The 17,459-nt window shown below is 58.8% G+C and carries 17 protein-coding genes; 13 read left to right on the top strand and 4 right to left on the bottom strand.

Annotation, left to right across the window (positions count from 1 at the left end):
* Nucleotides 1–52: 52 nt before the first annotated feature.
* The 12 genes from ACZ5A6_RS02045 (at nt 53) to ACZ5A6_RS02100 (ending at nt 11,957) form a co-directional block, all read left to right on the top strand.
* Nucleotides 53–922 carry an IclR family transcriptional regulator gene (locus ACZ5A6_RS02045; RefSeq protein ID WP_174061583.1) on the top strand — a complete coding sequence of 290 codons (870 nt, stop codon included), beginning with the start codon at nt 53–55 and terminating at the stop codon, nt 920–922.
* A 208-nt stretch (nt 923–1,130) separates the two neighbouring features.
* On the top strand, nt 1,131–1,871 hold the full coding sequence (locus ACZ5A6_RS02050) for a helix-turn-helix transcriptional regulator (RefSeq protein ID WP_019564223.1): 741 nt from the start codon (nt 1,131–1,133) through the stop codon (nt 1,869–1,871).
* A 78-nt stretch (nt 1,872–1,949) separates the two neighbouring features.
* A complete protein-coding gene (locus tag ACZ5A6_RS02055; protein WP_464111036.1) occupies nt 1,950–3,173 on the top strand; it encodes a CmpA/NrtA family ABC transporter substrate-binding protein in 1,224 nt (407 codons plus the stop codon).
* 127 nt (nt 3,174–3,300) lie between these two features.
* Nucleotides 3,301–4,452: an Mrp/NBP35 family ATP-binding protein gene (locus ACZ5A6_RS02060; RefSeq protein WP_013635576.1), complete on the top strand. Its 1,152-nt coding sequence runs from the start codon at nt 3,301–3,303 to the stop codon at nt 4,450–4,452.
* Between the two features lie 337 nt (nt 4,453–4,789).
* Nucleotides 4,790–5,767, top strand: coding sequence for a magnesium/cobalt transporter CorA (gene corA / locus ACZ5A6_RS02065; protein WP_013635577.1), 978 nt, complete (start codon nt 4,790–4,792; stop codon nt 5,765–5,767).
* A gap of 15 nt (nt 5,768–5,782) precedes the next feature.
* Nucleotides 5,783–7,702: a potassium transporter Kup gene (locus ACZ5A6_RS02070; RefSeq protein WP_013635578.1), complete on the top strand. Its 1,920-nt coding sequence runs from the start codon at nt 5,783–5,785 to the stop codon at nt 7,700–7,702.
* A 146-nt stretch (nt 7,703–7,848) separates the two neighbouring features.
* Entirely contained in the window at nt 7,849–9,000 is a 1,152-nt protein-coding gene (locus ACZ5A6_RS02075; protein ID WP_019564219.1) for a cell wall hydrolase, read from the top strand.
* Between the two features lie 270 nt (nt 9,001–9,270).
* Nucleotides 9,271–9,636, top strand: a complete 366-nt coding sequence (locus tag ACZ5A6_RS02080; protein WP_003511695.1) for an AtpZ/AtpI family protein — start codon at nt 9,271–9,273, stop codon at nt 9,634–9,636.
* A gap of 60 nt (nt 9,637–9,696) precedes the next feature.
* Nucleotides 9,697–10,446, top strand: a complete 750-nt coding sequence (locus tag ACZ5A6_RS02085; RefSeq protein WP_003511697.1) for a F0F1 ATP synthase subunit A — start codon at nt 9,697–9,699, stop codon at nt 10,444–10,446.
* Nucleotides 10,447–10,519: 73 nt separating this feature from the next.
* On the top strand, nt 10,520–10,747 hold the full coding sequence (locus ACZ5A6_RS02090) for a F0F1 ATP synthase subunit C (RefSeq protein ID WP_003494147.1): 228 nt from the start codon (nt 10,520–10,522) through the stop codon (nt 10,745–10,747).
* A gap of 81 nt (nt 10,748–10,828) precedes the next feature.
* Nucleotides 10,829–11,470 carry a F0F1 ATP synthase subunit B gene (locus ACZ5A6_RS02095; protein WP_003511698.1) on the top strand — a complete coding sequence of 214 codons (642 nt, stop codon included), beginning with the start codon at nt 10,829–10,831 and terminating at the stop codon, nt 11,468–11,470.
* A 1-nt stretch (nt 11,471) separates the two neighbouring features.
* Entirely contained in the window at nt 11,472–11,957 is a 486-nt protein-coding gene (locus tag ACZ5A6_RS02100) for a F0F1 ATP synthase subunit B (protein ID WP_003511699.1), read from the top strand.
* A gap of 218 nt (nt 11,958–12,175) precedes the next feature.
* Here ACZ5A6_RS02100 and ACZ5A6_RS02105 read toward each other — a convergent pair whose 3' ends face one another.
* The 3 genes from ACZ5A6_RS02105 to ACZ5A6_RS02115 all read right to left on the bottom strand — a co-directional run bounded on the left by ACZ5A6_RS02105 (nt 12,176) and on the right by ACZ5A6_RS02115 (nt 15,151).
* Nucleotides 12,176–12,865, bottom strand: coding sequence for a permease (locus ACZ5A6_RS02105; RefSeq protein WP_065688046.1), 690 nt, complete (start codon nt 12,863–12,865; stop codon nt 12,176–12,178).
* Nucleotides 12,866–13,002: 137 nt separating this feature from the next.
* A complete protein-coding gene (locus ACZ5A6_RS02110) occupies nt 13,003–13,656 on the bottom strand; it encodes a ribonuclease HII (RefSeq protein ID WP_019564214.1) in 654 nt (217 codons plus the stop codon).
* A gap of 337 nt (nt 13,657–13,993) precedes the next feature.
* Nucleotides 13,994–15,151, bottom strand: a complete 1,158-nt coding sequence (locus ACZ5A6_RS02115) for a PA0069 family radical SAM protein (RefSeq protein ID WP_003511704.1) — start codon at nt 15,149–15,151, stop codon at nt 13,994–13,996.
* Nucleotides 15,152–15,439: 288 nt separating this feature from the next.
* Between ACZ5A6_RS02115 and ACZ5A6_RS02120 the strand changes: the two genes are divergently transcribed.
* Entirely contained in the window at nt 15,440–15,958 is a 519-nt protein-coding gene (locus ACZ5A6_RS02120) for a glycosyl transferase (RefSeq protein WP_111783346.1), read from the top strand.
* A 27-nt stretch (nt 15,959–15,985) separates the two neighbouring features.
* Here the strand turns inward: ACZ5A6_RS02120 and ACZ5A6_RS02125 are convergent, their stop codons facing one another.
* The gene (locus ACZ5A6_RS02125) at nt 15,986–17,419 is read right to left on the bottom strand and encodes an FAD-binding oxidoreductase (protein WP_111789431.1); all 1,434 of its coding nucleotides are present in this window, start codon (nt 17,417–17,419) and stop codon (nt 15,986–15,988) included.
* Nucleotides 17,420–17,459 lie beyond the last annotated feature (40 nt).

Here is a 17,459-nt window from a genome sequence, read left to right on the forward strand (position 1 = left end):
TTATTTGGAACTAGATTTTACTAAGTGGAATTATTCTCTTGGCCGCAGGCTTATGTCAAGACAGATGACGGTGGATGTTGCCATGCCCGATCACAAAAACCCAAATGACAGCGAGCATGAGGTGGTTCCTGCCTTGGAGCGAAAAAAGGAAAGCGTAACCGGCACGCTTGGTAAGGCCGTCTCGCTTCTGGAGCTTATCGCCCTTGCCGAAAAACCGATGCGCTTCACCGACGTTGTCGAGGCTTGCGGCCAGCCGCGCGGCACGGTGCACCGCCAGCTCGCCCATCTCGTGGCCGAAGGTCTGGTCGATCATGTCGCCGACCAGACCTATGTCGTGGGTCTGAGGCTGCTGCAATTGGCCGCCAAGGCCTGGAGCAGCAATGATCTGCGCAGCGTTGCCGCGCCGCATCTGGCGGCATTGCAGGAGGCGACGCAGGAATCCGTGCATCTTGCCGTTCTGAACGGCGGGCAAGTCACCTATCTGGACAAAATGGAGGGCAAGCATACTTTGCGCATGCATTCGCAGGTGGGCAAGACATCCCCCGCCTATTGCACAGGGGTGGGCAAGGCCGCGCTGTCAATGCTTTTCCCTGACGATCTCGCTGCACTTGCCGCAGAGCTGGACTTCCACCGCTTCACGCAAAATACGATCGTAACCCCGCAAATGCTGGGGCAGGATGTGGCCGCCATTCGCAACAATGGCTACGGTTTCGACCTTCAGGAGCATGAAATCGGCATTCACTGCGTTGCCGCGCCGGTAAGGGCGCCGGGGCGCAATTTTCTCGCGGCGATTTCCGTCACCGGCCCAGCCTATCGCGTGGATGTGGAGCAACTGCGGAAATGGGGTCCTCTGGTGCGCGAAACGGCCGATCAAATTTCGGCGGAACTTGCCTGCAGATTATCTCCGGTTGCGAATGGTTGAGAAAAATGGATGCGTGAAGCTTTTGGTTTCCGCTTCAAAAACGGCAGATCGCGCGCCGATGCGTGTAAGTGAAATCTTATTTTCGATTATTCGGAATTAAGTTTCAACTTTTGTTTGCATGAATCATTTTGGCGAGTAACATCCGCGCAATTTCCGCACGAAGGCAGGCCTTTGCGGCGGTATTTTCTCTTTTTTGAAGAACCGCTTCATGCAGAAAACAGAGACGGCCGCCGTTCAGTCGATTGGTGTTGATTGCGTTCGCGAGATCGCCGGTCTCAACACGCAATTCGATATATTCCGGTTTTTGAAACGGTTGACGGAAGCCTGGGGATTCAAGGCCTTCATGGTGCTTGACCTCTCGGCCGAAATGGCGAGCGAATTGTCGCAATGCACCATCATCACCAGCTGGCCGGCCGAGCTTTTGCAGCGTTATGACGAAGAGGGCATGCTGCAGAGAAGCCGGGTGATGGCGCAGTTGAAGAAATCGACCACACCCTTTTCCGTCTCCCTGGATTTTCTGGTCAGCGGCGACGAAAACGCGCCGAAGAAACCGGTCATCGGACTTTTTGAGCGGTTCGATATGATCAATTCGGTGTGGTTTCCCGTTCACGACATCACCACGATGCGGGGAGCGGTGTCCTTTTCCGGTAACAAAACGAGTTTGCCCACCAGCCAGCTAGCGGAACTTTTTTACATTTCCAGCCACATCTTTGCCCGGCTATCTGAAATCCGCCGCCTTGACCTGCGGGTTCCCGAGACATTGAACGAGCGCGAGATAGATTGTCTGAACTGGACGGCCGCCGGCAAGACCAGCGCCGAGATCGCTGAAATCATGATGCTCTCGGAACATACCATCAATCACTACCTGAACCGTGCGACGAAAAAACTCGATACTGTCAACCGCACCCAAGCCGTCGCAAAGGCGCTCCGGGTCGGTCTGATTAAATAGCGAAACCGCAAATTTATCATTGTGATAAATGGGTTCCTGGGCGATCCTTCTTTCGAATCACCGGGAAGGAGAAATCGTTTGCCGGAACGGCATAGGATAAAAGCGGGGTTTTCTCCGACTGTCGATTGCGCCGTACTGATAGCCGCTGCCGAAAAAGGCTTTGCTGCCGACGAAGGCGTCGAACTGGAACTCATCCGAAAACAATCCGCGCGCGCCGTGCTTGCAGCACTTGGCGAGGACGAGGTTCAGATCGCCCATTTGCCCGCCGCGGTTCCCGTCGGTTCCGCGGTTGGCCTCGATGACCTGCCGGCCGATATTGTCGGCGTCTTCACTCTTTCCCTTGGCGGATCGGCAACGACCGTTTCGCACGGATTTTTCGACGAGCTTTACCGGGAGGGCATGAAGCTGCCGGACCCGGCCGCGTTCGGGCGGGCGATGGCCCGTGTCTGTTCCGCGCGCCGGGCGGCGGGTGAAAAACCGCCGGTCTTTGCGATCGAGGATATCGTGTCAACGCCGTTTTATGCGCTGCGTTATCTGCTCGGAAGCTGCGGGGTGCTGCTCGGCCGCGACATGGAAATCGTCGAAGCCATGCCGAAGGCTATGCCGGCGCTTTTGGAAAGCGGCAAGGTCGATGCGCTCTGTACCGCCGAACCGGCGGGCAGCGCTGTGGTGCTGGGTGGCGGCGGGCGGATCGTCACCACGGGAGCGCTGATCTGGCACAATGCGCCTGAAAAGATACTGGCCGTGAAGCGGCCCTGGGTGGAGGAGAACGCCACTGTGCTGGAAGGCTTGCTGCGTTCGCTTTATCGCGCCGGCGAATGGTGCGCCAACTCCGCCAATATCGAGGAACTTACCGGCATTCTTGCCGCCCCCCATTATATTGACGAGAACGGCGAATTCCTGCTTCCGGCGCTGACTGGCTATATTTCCACTTCGCAAAGGGACATGCAGCGTTTTCAGGAGTTTTTCGTAACAAGCGCCAAGGCCGCCAATTTCCCCTGGCAAAGCCAGGCGCTGTGGTTCTTCAGCCAGATGTTGCGCTGGGGCGAGGTTCCCCCCGATCGCCGGTTCGATGCAGCCGTGGTGGAGGCCGCGCGCAATGCCTACCGGCCGGATATCTTCCGCAAGGCGATGAAGCCGCTTTTCGTGCCGGTGCCGGGCGCGAACCTGAAGCTGGAAGGCACGTTGCGGGAGCCGGTCCATGTCGGGGCGTCACGCTCGGGTCTTGTCCTCGGCCCCGACTGTTTTTTCGATGGTCGGGTTTTCGATCCGGAAACGCTTGATATGGACGACGAAATCTGAAGTCTGCGAATAAACCGTCGCGGTGATCCGCTGTTTGCGGTTTGGCATTGGCGAACGGGCCGCGTTTGTCTATGGATGGCGCGGAATGCAGCCCATATCCGGCGGGATGATGTAGCGGAGTGAACATATGGCAGAGGTCAGCAAGCACCAGGTCGAAAAGGCTTTGGAGGCAGTCATCTATCCGGGCAGCGGCAAAAGCATTGTGGCGCTTGGCATGGTCTCGGAAATCTTCATCGCCGACGCGAAAGCCTATTTCTCTATTACCGTCCCGGCCGACAGGGCAGCCGACATGGAGCCGTTGAGGCTTTCGGCTGAACAGGCCGCCAAGGGCGTTCCGGGTATCGCCGGTGCCGTCGTCGCGCTGACAGCGGATCGCAAACCCGGCACACAACAACCCGCACCGGCGCGCCCGGCGCCGGCACCGGCGCGCCCTGCGGCTGCAACCGGCCGGCCGGCCGCGCAGCCCGGCTCGTCGAAGGTCGGCGTTCCCGGCGTCGGCGCGATCATCGCCGTTGCCTCGGGCAAGGGCGGGGTCGGTAAGTCCACGACCGCCGTCAACCTGGCGCTGGGCCTACAGGCGCTGGGCCTCAAGGTTGGCATGCTCGACGCCGACATTTACGGCCCCTCGCTGCCACGACTGCTGAAGATTTCAGGACGCCCGCAGCAGCAGGAAGACCGCATCATCATTCCCATGGAAAATTACGGACTGAAGGTCATGTCCATGGGATTTCTGGTGGATGAGGAAGCGGCGATGATCTGGCGCGGGCCGATGGTTCAGTCCGCATTGATGCAGATGTTGCGTGAAGTCGCCTGGGGTGAACTCGATGTGCTGGTGCTCGACATGCCGCCTGGCACCGGCGACGCGCAACTCACCATCGCCCAGCAGGTGCCGCTCGCCGGCGCCGTCATCGTCTCCACGCCGCAGGATCTGGCGCTGATCGACGCGCGCAAGGGCATCACCATGTTCCGCAAGGTGGAAGTGCCGCTGCTCGGCGTCGTCGAGAATATGAGCTACTTCATCGCACCGGATACCGGCGCGCGTTATGATATTTTCGGCCATGGCGGTGCTAAGGCAGAGGCTGAGCGGATTGGCGTGCCGTTTCTCGGCGAAGTGCCGCTCACCATTTCCATCCGTGAAATGTCTGATGCCGGAACGCCGGTGGTTGCCGCCGAGCCGGATGGTCCGCAGGCCGCCATCTACCGCGATATTGCGGAAAAAGTCTGGGCCCGCATCGGTGCGGGCGAAAGAAAAGCCGCCCCGAAAATCGTTTTCGAATAACGTACCGGTTAAGGAAGAAAAAAGGCCGGACGGTTGTCCTGCCTGGATATATTTTAGAAACAATATGTTAACTGGTGGCTTCGGGAAAGGCCGATGCATTTGAACGCTAGAGATGCATCGCCTGCAATGCTGTCGCGAGAAAATATTGCTTGATTGGGTCTCGCTTTGGGAGCATAGCCCTGCGCCGTTTGGTTCTTGGTCCGTCAGTCCGGCGGGATGTGAAAATCCCGCTCGTTCCGGTGTTCCCTGAAGTGTCGTCCAAAGGTTTGCCGACCTTGAACAGGATATGTTAAGCAGCATTGCGGCTGAAGCCAGCGATGCGGACCGGAGAAACGGATTGATAAAAGCCTATCGCGCCAACTGCGAGGCGATCAGCCTGTCGCCAGACGACGGCCGTGAACAGATTCCCGACGATATCGTCTGGATCGACCTTATCAATCCGACGAGGACGGAAGAGCAGTATGTTGAAAAACTGCTGGGGCTAGAGCTGCCCACCCGCGAGGATTTGAAGGATATCGAACCTTCCAGCCGCCTTTACATGGAAGATGGCAACGTCTTCATGACCGCCTCTCTGGTTTGGAAGGCAGATTCCGACGGTCCGCGCCTAACAGATGTCGCCTTTATTCTTGCCGGCAAGCGCCTTGTGACGATCCGTTATGCCGAGCCGAAATCATTCCACCTCTTCACCGCCGCCATCACCCGCGTGCCGCACGAGATGCGCAGCGGCACCGCGCTGTTGCTGAAACTGCTGGAAACCATCGTCGATCGCACGGCGGAAATTCTCGAAAACTCGGTGGCAGGCATCGACAATCTCGCCGCCGATCTTCTCGGCAGCCAGGCGCGCAGCAAGCGCAAGGCACCGCGTTATCTGGAAGACCGACTGACGAACATTGCCGCCTATCACCGGCTGATCTCCAAGGTTCGCGACAGCCTTGCTTCCCTTGCACGCCTGCAGACTTTCCTGTCCACAAGTGCGCAGGTCCAGCAGGACAAGGACGCGAGGGAACAGAGCAAATCGATCGGTCGGGATATCCAGTCGTTGAGCGAACATGCCTCCTTCGTTTCCGGCAATCTGACATTCCTGCTGGACGCTTCTCTCGGCATCATCAACATCGAGCAGAACGGCATCATCAAGATCTTCTCGATCGCGTCGGTCGTGTTCCTGCCGCCCACTCTGGTGGCGTCGGTTTACGGAATGAACTTTCAGCTCATGCCGGAGTTGAACTGGACGTTTGGCTATCCACTCGCGCTCGTCGTCATGCTGATGTCGGCAATCATCCCGTTTCTCTTTTTCCGTTGGAAGGGCTGGCTCTAAGGAGCCAGGATCATCATGTCTCAAATCGCAGACAAGGACTTTACCGAGAAGCCGGATTCGGATGACAAGCATCAGAACAAGGGGCTTTATGCCGCGATCCTTGGTTCTATTGGCGTCGTCTACGGCGATATCGGCACCAGCCCGCTCTATGCCTTCCGCGAAGCGCTAAAGCCGATCGCCTATGATGGCGTGACGAGAGAAGAAGTCATCGGCCTGACATCCCTGATGATCTGGTCTCTGACGATCATCGTGACGTTCAAATACATCACGCTCCTGCTGCGCGCCGACAATGACGGCGAGGGCGGCACACTCTCGCTTCTGGCGCTGTTGATGAAGACGGCGGGCACTCACCGCAGCGTTCTCATCGTGCTCGGCCTCATCGGCGCAGCCCTGTTCCTGGGCGATGCCATGATCACGCCGGCGCTATCAGTGCTTTCGGCGGTGGAGGGGCTGAAGCTCGTCACTCCGGCCATGGACGACTTTATTATTCCGATCTCCGTCTGCATTCTCATCGGCCTCTTCGCGATCCAATCGCACGGTACGGGAACGGTGGCGAAATTCTTCGGACCGATCACCGCTGTCTGGTTCCTGGTCATGGGTGTGGCCGGCCTCATTCACATCGCCGATGATTTCGGCATTCTCTATGCCTTCAACCCCTGGCATGCGGTCGAGTTTCTCGCCAATGAAGGCTTTTATGGCATCGTCGTGCTGGGCGCGGTTTTCCTGACGATCACCGGTGCTGAAGCGCTTTATGCCGATCTTGGCCATTTCGGCCGCCGTCCCATCCAGTGGGCATGGTTCTGTCTGGTTTTCCCGGCACTGACGCTGAATTATCTCGGTCAGGGCGCGCTGGTTCTCAAGGACCCGGCGGCGATGTCCAATCCGTTTTACCTGATGTTCCCGCAATGGGCGATCCTGCCGGCCGTCATTCTTGCGACCGCCGCCACCATCATCGCCAGCCAGGCGGTTATAACAGGCGCGTTCTCGCTCGTGCGTCAGGCGATCCATCTCGGCTATCTGCCGCGCATGGAAATCCTCTTCACTTCGGAAACCAATACCGGGCAGATCTATCTTCCCGCCGTCAACACCATCCTGCTGTTCGGCGTCGTCGCACTGGTGCTCACCTTCAAAAGTTCGGATGCACTGGCCACCGCCTACGGCATTTCCGTTACCGGCGCGATGGTCGTCACCAGCATGATGTTCTTCGAATTCGTTCGCAAGCGCTGGCAATGGTCCATCTGGCTGGCGATTGGCGTGCTGGCGCCGCTTCTGCTGCTGGAACTGATTTTCCTCGGTGCAAACCTGCTCAAGATACATGATGGCGGCTACGTGCCGGTGTTGCTGGCAATCGCTTTCACCATCATCATGACCACCTGGCAGCGCGGCTCGAAAATCCTTTTCGCCAAAACCCGCCGCAGCGATGTGCCGCTGAAGGCTTTCGTGGCTTCGGTGGAAAAGGAAAGCGCCCATGCGCCGGTGCGCGTGCCCGGCACAGCGATTTTCCTGACTGGCGATCCGGATGCCGCACCCGCTGCATTGCTGCACAATCTCAAGCACAACCACGTCCTGCACGACAAGAACGTGATTTTGACGATCCGCACGGAAGACCAGCCGCGTGTCCGGCCCGAAAATCGTTACACACTGACGAAGTTGAGCGATCGTTTTGCCGTGGTCGAACTGCATTTCGGCTTCATGGAAACGCAGAACGTCACCCAGGCGCTCGGTTACCTCAGGCGCACGGGTTACAAGTTCGACATCATGTCCACCTCGTTTTATCTCGGTCGCCGCAAGCTGGTGCCGGATCCGAAATCGGGCATGCCCGGCTGGCAGAACCGCCTGTTCATCGCGCTTGCCGAAACGGCCGCCGATCCCTCGGACTACTTCCGCCTTCCGGCCAACCGCGTGGTGGAACTCGGTTCTCACGTCGTCGTCTGATTATTAGAAGGTGGTTACACATTAACGTGAAGCCGCGCCCGCGCGCGGCGTTAACCAAGCATCAAGGTTAATAAGAGATTCTCGAACACCTGTAACAAATATGGTTCCTGGTGTTCGGAGTGCTGGTTTTGCGTTCGAAAAGAGTAATGCGTCGTCGGTCCTTTGCGTCCCTTCAGGCATGGACCTCACCCGTTGTCTTCGGCCTTGCTGCCTGGCTCGTCTTTCCTTCCATTGCCGCACGCGCGGATTTGGCCTCCCTGCTGGCAGGGCTGGACAATGGCGGCGAGCAATGGCGCATGGTGCTGACCGCGTCTCCGGCAGGCTCTGTCCATAATGCCTCGCTCACCTTTAACGATGCGGAAGGGGAGGCGGCGTTGCATGGCAGCGGCATGACCCTGCCCGATGGCCGCAAGGTGGCTTTCGTCACCAACAAGAAGGGTGACGAGACGACACCCGACAGCGAGCGCGTCAACCGTGCCGCCAAAAAGGGTCGCATCGTCGCAACCGAAATCATGCAGCCGCCAAAGGCCTTCACCGCCGGTTCCGTGCTGGAACGCACCAGCATGCTGGATATAGAGCCGCTGAAGCGCAAGGACCGCACGGCTTTTGTGAAACCGAAACGCGGCAGCGACGTCAAACTTGCCTCCTTCTATTTCCGCCGTGAAGAAAAGAAGGCCGACAAAAGCGTCTCTCCGATGCTGGCGGAACTCGTCACCAACAGGACTCCCGATATTCTCGCCACGGCTTACGCGCCGGCCGAACCGGATTTCGCCCGTGAATCGCCGTTCGACGCCATTCTGAAAAAGCCGGAGGCCGGCCGCTTCGTGCCGTTGATCGGCGCGGACGATCACGCATGGGCGGCAACGCCGCTGCCCGCTGCCGTGTTTTCCGCAGCCGAACAGCAATGCCTCGCATCCGGCATCTATTTCGAGGCGCGCGGTGAATCGGTCAAGGGACAGGCGGCGGTGGCACAGGTGATCCTTAACCGCGTGCGCAACCCCGCTTATCCGAAAACCATCTGCGGTGTGGTTTATCAGAACAAGGACTGGCGCAACCGCTGCCAGTTCTCCTTCGCCTGCGACAATATAAAGGACCGGGTGAATTCCGAACGTCACTGGAAAATGGCCCGCGAAGTGGCCATGGCAACCACCGCCGGCAAAATCTGGCTGACGGAAGTGGGCTCGGCGACTCACTATCATGCCGTCTATGTTCGTCCCGCCTGGGGAAAATCCATGAAGAAGGTCGGCAGGATTGGCTTGCACGTCTTTTATCGAACCTATGGTGGCGGCTGGAGCTGATACCACCGCCAATTTGTCGCAATTTGCGTGTCAAAAATGCCGATTCCCGGGGGAAACATCGTCGACAAACGGCGATTTGGCGTTAAGCCTTTGTTTTTAAATATTTAATTTGTGAAAAAACAAGCTTCGCCAGTGCCTTGACTAGCGAAGCCCCTAAAACTATGTTGCGCGCGACTTCAGAGCGGGCTGGAACAGGCTTAATCCGTCACCGTTTACAACTCCAAAGGGTTCTGGCATGGCTGGAACGGAGAAAATGGGTGGGATTTTAAGATGACTGGCAACCGTGACGATAGTCTGGACGAGCGTCGCAAGCGCCTTGCCGAAGAGTTGGCAAAGGTGAAGGCGGAGGATGAGGCGGAAGTGAGGGCGGAGACCAATGCCGCGGAAAGCCGGAAAGGCTTTGCGATGGCGGTGAAGCTCTCATCGGAGTTCATTTCGGCCATCGTGGTCGGCGCTATGCTGGGTTATCTTCTGGACTATTTTGTCGGCACGACGCCGTGGGGGATGATCGTTCTTCTTCTTCTCGGTTTCTGCGCAGGCGTATTGAATGTGTTGCGTTCCACGGGCGCGGTGGCAAAGCCGCCGCTGCTTGAGAGAGCCGACAAGCGAGACGAGGGTGGAAAAGACGGCGTTTAAGCTGTTTTTTCTTGCAGTTGAGATGCCGCCATGAGCGGCGACAGGTAAAGAGGGCAGCCGGTGGCAAACGATCCGACCCATCAGTTCTTGGTGCAGCCGATCATTCCGATCGAAATTGGCGGCGTCGATTTTTCCTTCACCAATGCGTCGCTTTTCATGGTCGCGACCGTGGCCGCCGCTTCCGGTTTCCTTTATTTCGCAACGTCGAGCCGCGGTCTGATCCCGACCCGCATGCAGTCCGTTGCTGAAATGTCCTATGAATTCATCGCCTCCATGCTGCGCGAAGGCGCCGGCAAAAAGGGCATGGTGTTCTTCCCATTCGTATTCTCGCTGTTCATGTTCGTGCTGACTGCGAACCTTCTCGGCATGTTCCCGTATTTCTTCACGGTCACCAGCCAGATCATCGTCACCTTCGCGCTTGCCTGCCTCGTCATCGGCACGGTCGTCGTTTACGGTTTCTACAAGCACGGTCTGCATTTCTTCGGCATCTTCGCACCTTCGGGCGTTCCGAAGGCGCTTTTGCCGCTTGTCGCGTCAATTGAAATGATTTCGTTCCTGTCGCGTCCGATCAGCCTTTCCGTTCGTCTCTTCGCGAACATGCTGGCTGGCCACATCACGCTCAAGGTTTTCGCAGGCTTCGTCGCCTCCATGGGTGCGCTCGGCGCGCTCGGTATCGGCGGTGCAGTCCTGCCTCTCATCATGACGGTCGCAATGACCGCTCTCGAATTTCTCGTTGCCTTCCTGCAGGCTTATGTGTTCGCGGTACTGACTTGCATGTACCTGAACGACGCCGTGCATGGTGGTCACTGAGAAGTAAAGTCGCTGGCCCCGGCAACGGGCGCCAAAAGATAGCCGCAACAACCAATATCTCAAGGAGTCTCACATGGAAGCGGAAGCAGCAAAGTACATCGGCGCAGGTCTCGCATGCCTCGGCATGGCTGGTACGTCCCTCGCACTCGGCCGTATCTTCGGTGATTACCTCTCCGGCGCACTGCGCAACCCCTCTGCTGCCGACAGCCAGTTCGGCCGTCTGGTATTCGGCTTCGCCGTTACGGAAGCTCTGGGCATCTTCTCGCTGCTCGTAGCTCTCCTTCTCCTGTTCGCTGTCTAATAACGGCATCAGGTCTGGATCACGGCTCGCGCAAATTGCGTGCCGTGATCCTTCGCATTTGCAGTCCCCCTGGAGGTGAGCATGTTCGTGACCGAGGCTTATGCCCAGTCAGCACCGACCGTAGGTGAAACGCATACGGAAACTCCGGCTGTCGGCCAGCCGCAACCGGAAGCCACGCACACGGAAACCGGTGTAGCGCACGGCGCCGAACACGGTGCTTCCGGCGTTTTCCCGCCGTTCGACCAGTCTACTTATGCATCGCAGGTCCTGTGGCTGGCGATCACGTTCGGCCTTTTCTACCTGCTCATGCAGAAGGTCATCGTTCCTCGCGTCGGCGGCATTCTTGAAAACCGTCATGGGCGCATTGCACAGGATCTCGATGAAGCGGCACGGCTGAAAAGCGAAGCCGACGCAGCCGTCGAAACCTATGAAAAAGAACTCGCGGCAGCCCGCGCCAAGGCAAGCTCGATAGGCTCCGCGGCACGTGACGCCGCCAAGGCGAAAGCCGATGCCGACCGCGTCGCGATCGAAGCCGGACTTGCCGAGAAGCTTGCCGCCGCCGAAAAGCGCATTGCGGGTATCAGGGATCAGGCATTCGCGGATGTCGGCGCCATTGCCGAGGAAACCGCGACCGCAATCGTTGACCAGCTGGTTGGCGCCAAGGTCAAGGATGCCGACGTCAAGGCCGCCATTGCAGCCGCTTCGACTGTGAAGGGAGCCTGATATGGCGTTTGATGCATCATTTTTCGCTCTTGTCGGTCTTGTCCTTTTCTTCGTCCTGATCGCCTATCTCAAGGTTCCGGGCATGCTCTCCAAGTCTCTGGACGAGCGCGCACAGAACATTCAGGACGAACTGGCCGAAGCCAAGCGTCTGCGCGAAGAGGCACAGCACCTGCTGGCCGAATATCAGCGCAAGCGCAAGGAAGCCGAAGCTGAAGCAGCTGGCATCGTTGCTGCTGCCGAACGCGAAGCGGCCGCCCTGACCGCCGAAGCAAAGCAGAAGACGGAAGAATTCGTCGTCCGCCGCACGGCCCTGTCGGAACAGAAGATCAAGCAGGCCGAAGAAGACGCCATAGGCGCCGTTCGTGCCGCCGCCGTGGACATCGCCATTGCAGCTTCCGAGAAGCTCATTGCCGAAAAGACCACCGCTGCCGCAAAGGCCAAACTTTTCGCCAACACCATTGGCGAAGTGAAGTCGAAGCTGAACTAAGTTCATCTCGTACTATTCAAAACCCCTCCGGCGCCCGCCGCGAGGGGTTTTTTGTTTTATGCCTCAGCCGGGGGCTGTGTTGGCAAGCTCGTGGGTGCACACTGTGGTGCCTGCTTGCAGCGTGTCTATCGATGTCTGTCGACCTTTGGAGAAAAAGCATCGGCTTTGAAGACTGGATGCTGGCCGGCAATTCGTGGCTGCCAATTTGTCGAGGCTTGTTAAGTGATCGCGGGATAGATTGTCTTGGCCTCGAGCGCTATCAGCACCGCCAGTACAAAAGCTGCCGCGGTGGCAACCAGAAATGCGCCACTGAAAGCCAGGCCTGCTTTCGCGATGCCCAAGCCGAGATCCTGCATCAGCCATCGTATCTGAGCCTGCGCATACCAGATCGTGGCGAGCGCAATAATGGCGAGCCCGAACGTAAGGCCATGTTCCAGAGGCATGGATGCAAAATCGAAGCCCATAACAAGGACAAATGTAAACGGCGCAGCCACGTAACATTGGCTGAAGAACGGCGGACGCAGGGAGTTTCGGGTGATCCTCACCCGTTTCCACCGCAGAAGCGTGACGGCCATACACAGCGGATAAATCCCGAATATAACGCCACGCGCTATGAGCAGGTTCGAACCCGAACCAAGCTCCCGGGCGGCCAATGTGGGATCGTAAATGGTCGGAAGGGAGGCGGAGAGCCCCTGCGAAAATAGCAGAGTGATCAGGAGGAAGAGGGGTGGACTCAGTGTGTCGTCATACTGGTCCTCGAGCCGATCCGCGAGTTCGCTATCGGCGTAGCGCATCATGCTGAGCGGTGCGACGACCGATCGCCACATTGTCAGCGGATAGAAGAGGAGCCATGAAACCAGCTCGTAGAGAAGTTCCTCGAGCGACTTCAACAGTTTCATGAAATCCAAATCTCTTCTCCCAAAGCCCGTCAAGTCCACGCATTGAGATAGAATTCTACCAGTGGAGACGTAGATCGTCACCTCATGGCAGGGCGCTGAAATCCGGGGCGAGACCGCATTCTCCGCTTCAGGATCGTGGTTTTCGATCAATCCTGCTTCAGCGGCCTGAAACTCATCCGGTGCAGCGGGCAGGGCCCATGGCTTTCTATGGCGCGCAGGTGGGCTGGTGTGCCGTAACCCGCATGGCCTTCGAAACCATAGGAGCTGTGCACTACACCGGCCCGTTCCATCATCCGGTCACGGGTCACCTTGGCGATGATCGAAGCGGCGGCGATTGAGAGGGAGCGGGAATCGCCCTTGATGACGGCCTTCGACTCGCAGGTGATGCCCGGCGGCTTGTCGCGGCCATCTGCCAGCACGAGGGCTGGGGAAATTTCGAGGCCGAGTACGGCGCGACGCATCGCGTCGAGGCTGGCGCGCAGGATATTCATGGTGTCGATAAGGCCGGGGCCGGAGGAGGCGACGGAAACGATCGATGTTTCCATGATTTGCAGAAACAGGCTTTCCCGTTTCAGCTTGGTCAGTTTCTTGGAATCGTCAAGACCACCAGGAATATTGTCGGGATCGAGAATGACAGCTGCCGCAACCACTGGTCCCGCGAGAGGCCCCCGGCCTGCCTCATCCGTGCCGGCCACGGGCCAAAGCCCCTTCTTCCTCGCTTCAAGTTCGAAGGAGAAATCGGGGCCCGTATCGGCGAGATCAAAGAGGGCAGGAGAATCGGGTGTGGTGCGGCGTTTCATGCGGCAGAAACTTGCACACACACCCGATCTCCTGCAAGCCCCCGGAAGCGGGCGATGACGGGCGCGGCCAGCCGGGTCAAGGGGCGTGGCCAACCGTGCCCCTTAGGTCGTCATGACCTTTGATCCTCCAACGGGGCGGCGGAGGAAAAACGATCGCACGCGAGGCGGCGGGTTCCGGGGGTGATGTCCGACGGGCCAGGGAAAACCCGCCGGGCATTTCGTCAAGAGCATGGCCCCGTCAACAGGAAAGGGCCACCACTCCTTATGTGTCTGCACCGCTGGGTATCGTTGCACGCATCGTACTGCGCCCTCGATCGGCCAAGCGGGCCTCATATTTTCAAAGCAGCGACAATTGCACGCCGGCACCTCCCGGCGGCACGAAGATATCGTCGCGCAGGTGAATGCCGCGGCGGATGAGGCCAAGCCGTTTCGTCGCCATTTCGAAACGCCTGCCTATCTGCCATGCATAGGGACCAGCACCCTTCATGCGTTTTCCGAATTCCGCATCGTAATCCTTGCCGTCGCGCATGGAGCGCACCAGCGACATGACATGCCGGTAGCGGTCCGGATAGTTGCGCAGCAGCCAGTCGCGGAAGAGGGGGCTGACCTCCAGCGGCAGGCGCAGCAGCACGTAGGAGGCCTCCGTTGCGCCAGCGGCCTTGCCGGCTTCGAGAATGCGTTCGATCTCATGATCGTTGAGTGCGGGAATGACGGGTGCCATCATCACCGCCACGGGAATGCCGGCATCCGTCAGCGCCTTGACCGCTTCCAGCCGCTTTTCGGGCGTGGCGGCGCGCGGTTCCATGCTGCGTGCCAGCTTGCGGTCCAGCGTCGTCACGGAAATACCAACCTTGACGAGACCTTTCTTGGCCATGGGCGCGAGAATATCGATATCCCGCTTGATCAGGGCCGATTTGGTGACGATGGCGACGGGATGGTCGGCCTTTGCCAGCACTTCCAGTATCTGCCGCATGATGCGCCATTCGCGCTCGATCGGCTGATAGGGGTCGGTATTGGTGCCGATGGCAATGACGCGCGGCTTGTAGCCGGGCTTCGCCAGCTCCCTTTCGAGCAGCTTTGCCGCATCCGGCTTGGCGAAAAGCTTCGCCTCGAAATCCAGCCCCGCAGAGAGCCCCATATAGCTGTGCGTCGGACGGGCGAAACAGTAGATGCAGCCATGTTCGCAGCCGCGATAGGGATTGATGGAACGGTCGAAAGGGATGTCAGGCGATTCGTTTCGGCTGATGATGCTGCGCGGCTTTTCCACCTGCACTTCGGTGCGGAACTCCGGCAGCTCCTCGAGGGTCTGCCAGCCATCGTCGAAAACCTCCCGCTGCAGGGCCTCGAAGCGCCCGCCCGGGTTAAGTCCGGCACCACGCCCGCGACGACGGTCGATCTCGATGCGCAGGCCCGACGCATCGGCCAGCGCATTGGCAATGTCAGGCGTATGGCTCGGCTGGAAAGCAGCCTGCCCCGAAAGCGTATGGTCTCTCATCTGGATGCTCCCAGGGTGCCGCACGCCTCTCAAGGCAAGCCAACGCCCTAAACCGTTTCCACTCGAACCGGCGTTTCATTGCCTCTTCGAATGATTAAATTCCTACCGCAGAAACGAGAACATTACAAGAACAAAAAATGCAAAATCGATAGCTGGCAGACCCGCGGCCGGGGTCTTGTTTGTATCAATCCCACCTGAAGGTGGGCTAGAGTTAAGCCTGAACGGTCGCGGATTTTCTGACGTCCAGTGCAGTGGCAATTTATTGTGCGATGCGTTAGAGCTATGCATATGTTGACAGTCATAATGGAATGCCGGGATCAGGAACCGGAACTGGCGCATACGCTGTCTGCGCTTGTAACCGGGGCCGTGGAAGGGCTGGTAAGCGACGTTGTGATCCTCGATCACGGTTCGCGCGATGGATCGTCGCGCGTCGCCGATGCCGCTGGTTGCCGTTTTTATGCGCAATGGGATATTGAGGATGTCATGCGCTCGGCGCGCGGGCATTGGATCCTGCTGGTCGAACCGGGTGCGCGTCCGCAGAGCGGCTGGATCGAAGAGATTCTCGAATATGTGGCTGTCTGTGCCGAGCCCGCGCGTTTCTCACCGTCCCGGTATCACAAGCGGCCCTTTTTCAGCCGGATAGTGCGCCGCCGTCCTCCCTTGGAATGCGGCTACCTGATGCCGAAGAAACATGCAGTGGCGATCGCAAAATCCGGCATGGCCCTGACACAGCTCGTGCACGCGCAAAAGCCGCGCCGCCTGAATGCGGAACTGGTTCCCGCCTGGACGGCGAGAACTTCCAACTAACCTGCAACGATGATGAAGCTGCTGTCCCTAGCGGGCGGTGATCACCTTGCCGGGGTTCATGATGCCGGCGGGGTCAAAGGCGTGTTTGATGCGTCGCATCAGGTCCATTTCAATGCCAGGCCTGATCGCGGCCAGCTCGTCGCGCTTCAACTGGCCGATGCCATGTTCGGCCGAAATCGAGCCGCCGAGCGACAGCACGATGCCGTGCACGATCTCGTTCATATCCCGCCAGCGACCGATGAATTCAGCTTTGTCCGCACCAACCGGCTGGGAAATATTGTAGTGGATGTTGCCATCGCCCAGATGGCCGAAGGCGCAGACGCGGGCGCCGGGAATGGCGGCAAGAACTGCCTTTTCCGCGGTTGCCATGAATTCCGGTATCTTCGACACCGGAACGGAAACGTCGTGTTTGATAGAGCCGCCTTCCGGCTTTTGCGCATCCGACATGCTTTCGCGCATATGCCAGAGCGCCTGACGCTGCGCTTCCGATGAAGCGATCACCGCATCCTCGACCAGCCCAGCGGAAAAACCGCGCTCCAACAGCGATTGCATCATTGTTTCAGCCGTCTCAGCCGAATCGGAGGTGGAGATATCGATGAGCGCGTACCAGTCATGCGGCGTTTGTAGCGGATCGCGCACGCCGGGAATATGTTTGGCGGTGAATTCCACGCCGATGCGCGGCATCAGCTCAAAACCGGTCAGCGCTGTGCCGCAGAGGTTCGAGGCCATTTCGAACAGCTTCAACGCATCGTCGGTGGATCGAAGACCGGCAAAACCCACCTGATGGCCGAGCGGCACGGGGAAAAGCTTCAGCACCGCACCGGTGATAACGCCGAGCGTGCCTTCCGAACCGATGAAGAGATCGCGCAGATCGTAACCCGTATTGTCCTTTTTCAGCCGGCGAAGCCCGTCCCAGATTTCACCTGTCGGCAGCACCACTTCAAGCCCCAGGCAAAGCTGGCGCATATTGCCATAAGCGAGAACTGCCGTGCCGCCGGCATTCGTGGCCAGATTACCACCGATGCGGCACGAGCCCTGCGAACCGAGCGACAGCGGGAACATCCGCTCCACGGTCGATGCGGCCTTGTGAATGTCGTCGAGAATGCAACCGGCATCCGCAACGATGGTGTTGGCGACCGGATCGATGTCGCGGATACGGTTCATGCGCTCGAGCGAGAGGATGATGTCGGTTCCGTCAGCACGCGGCGTCTGGCCACCCACAAGGCCAGTATTGCCGGTCTGCGGCACGATGGGCGTGCCGGTCTCGCTGGCGAGCTTCAGGATGGCTGCAACCTCCTTGACAGTGCCGGGCTTGAGCAGCAGCGGTGACGCACCATGGTAAAGCCCGCGATTTTCCACAAGACGCGGCGCCATTTCCACAGCGTCGCGCACCGCGTTTTTTTCGCCGACAATGGCAGTGAAGCGGTCGAGGATGTCGGAGGAGGGGGCTGCGATTGTCATTGGCGTCTCGCTGTCAATTGAAACGGTGGGCGAAATGGTG

It is taken from the genome of Agrobacterium sp. 6Ca8 (assembly GCF_055382765.1).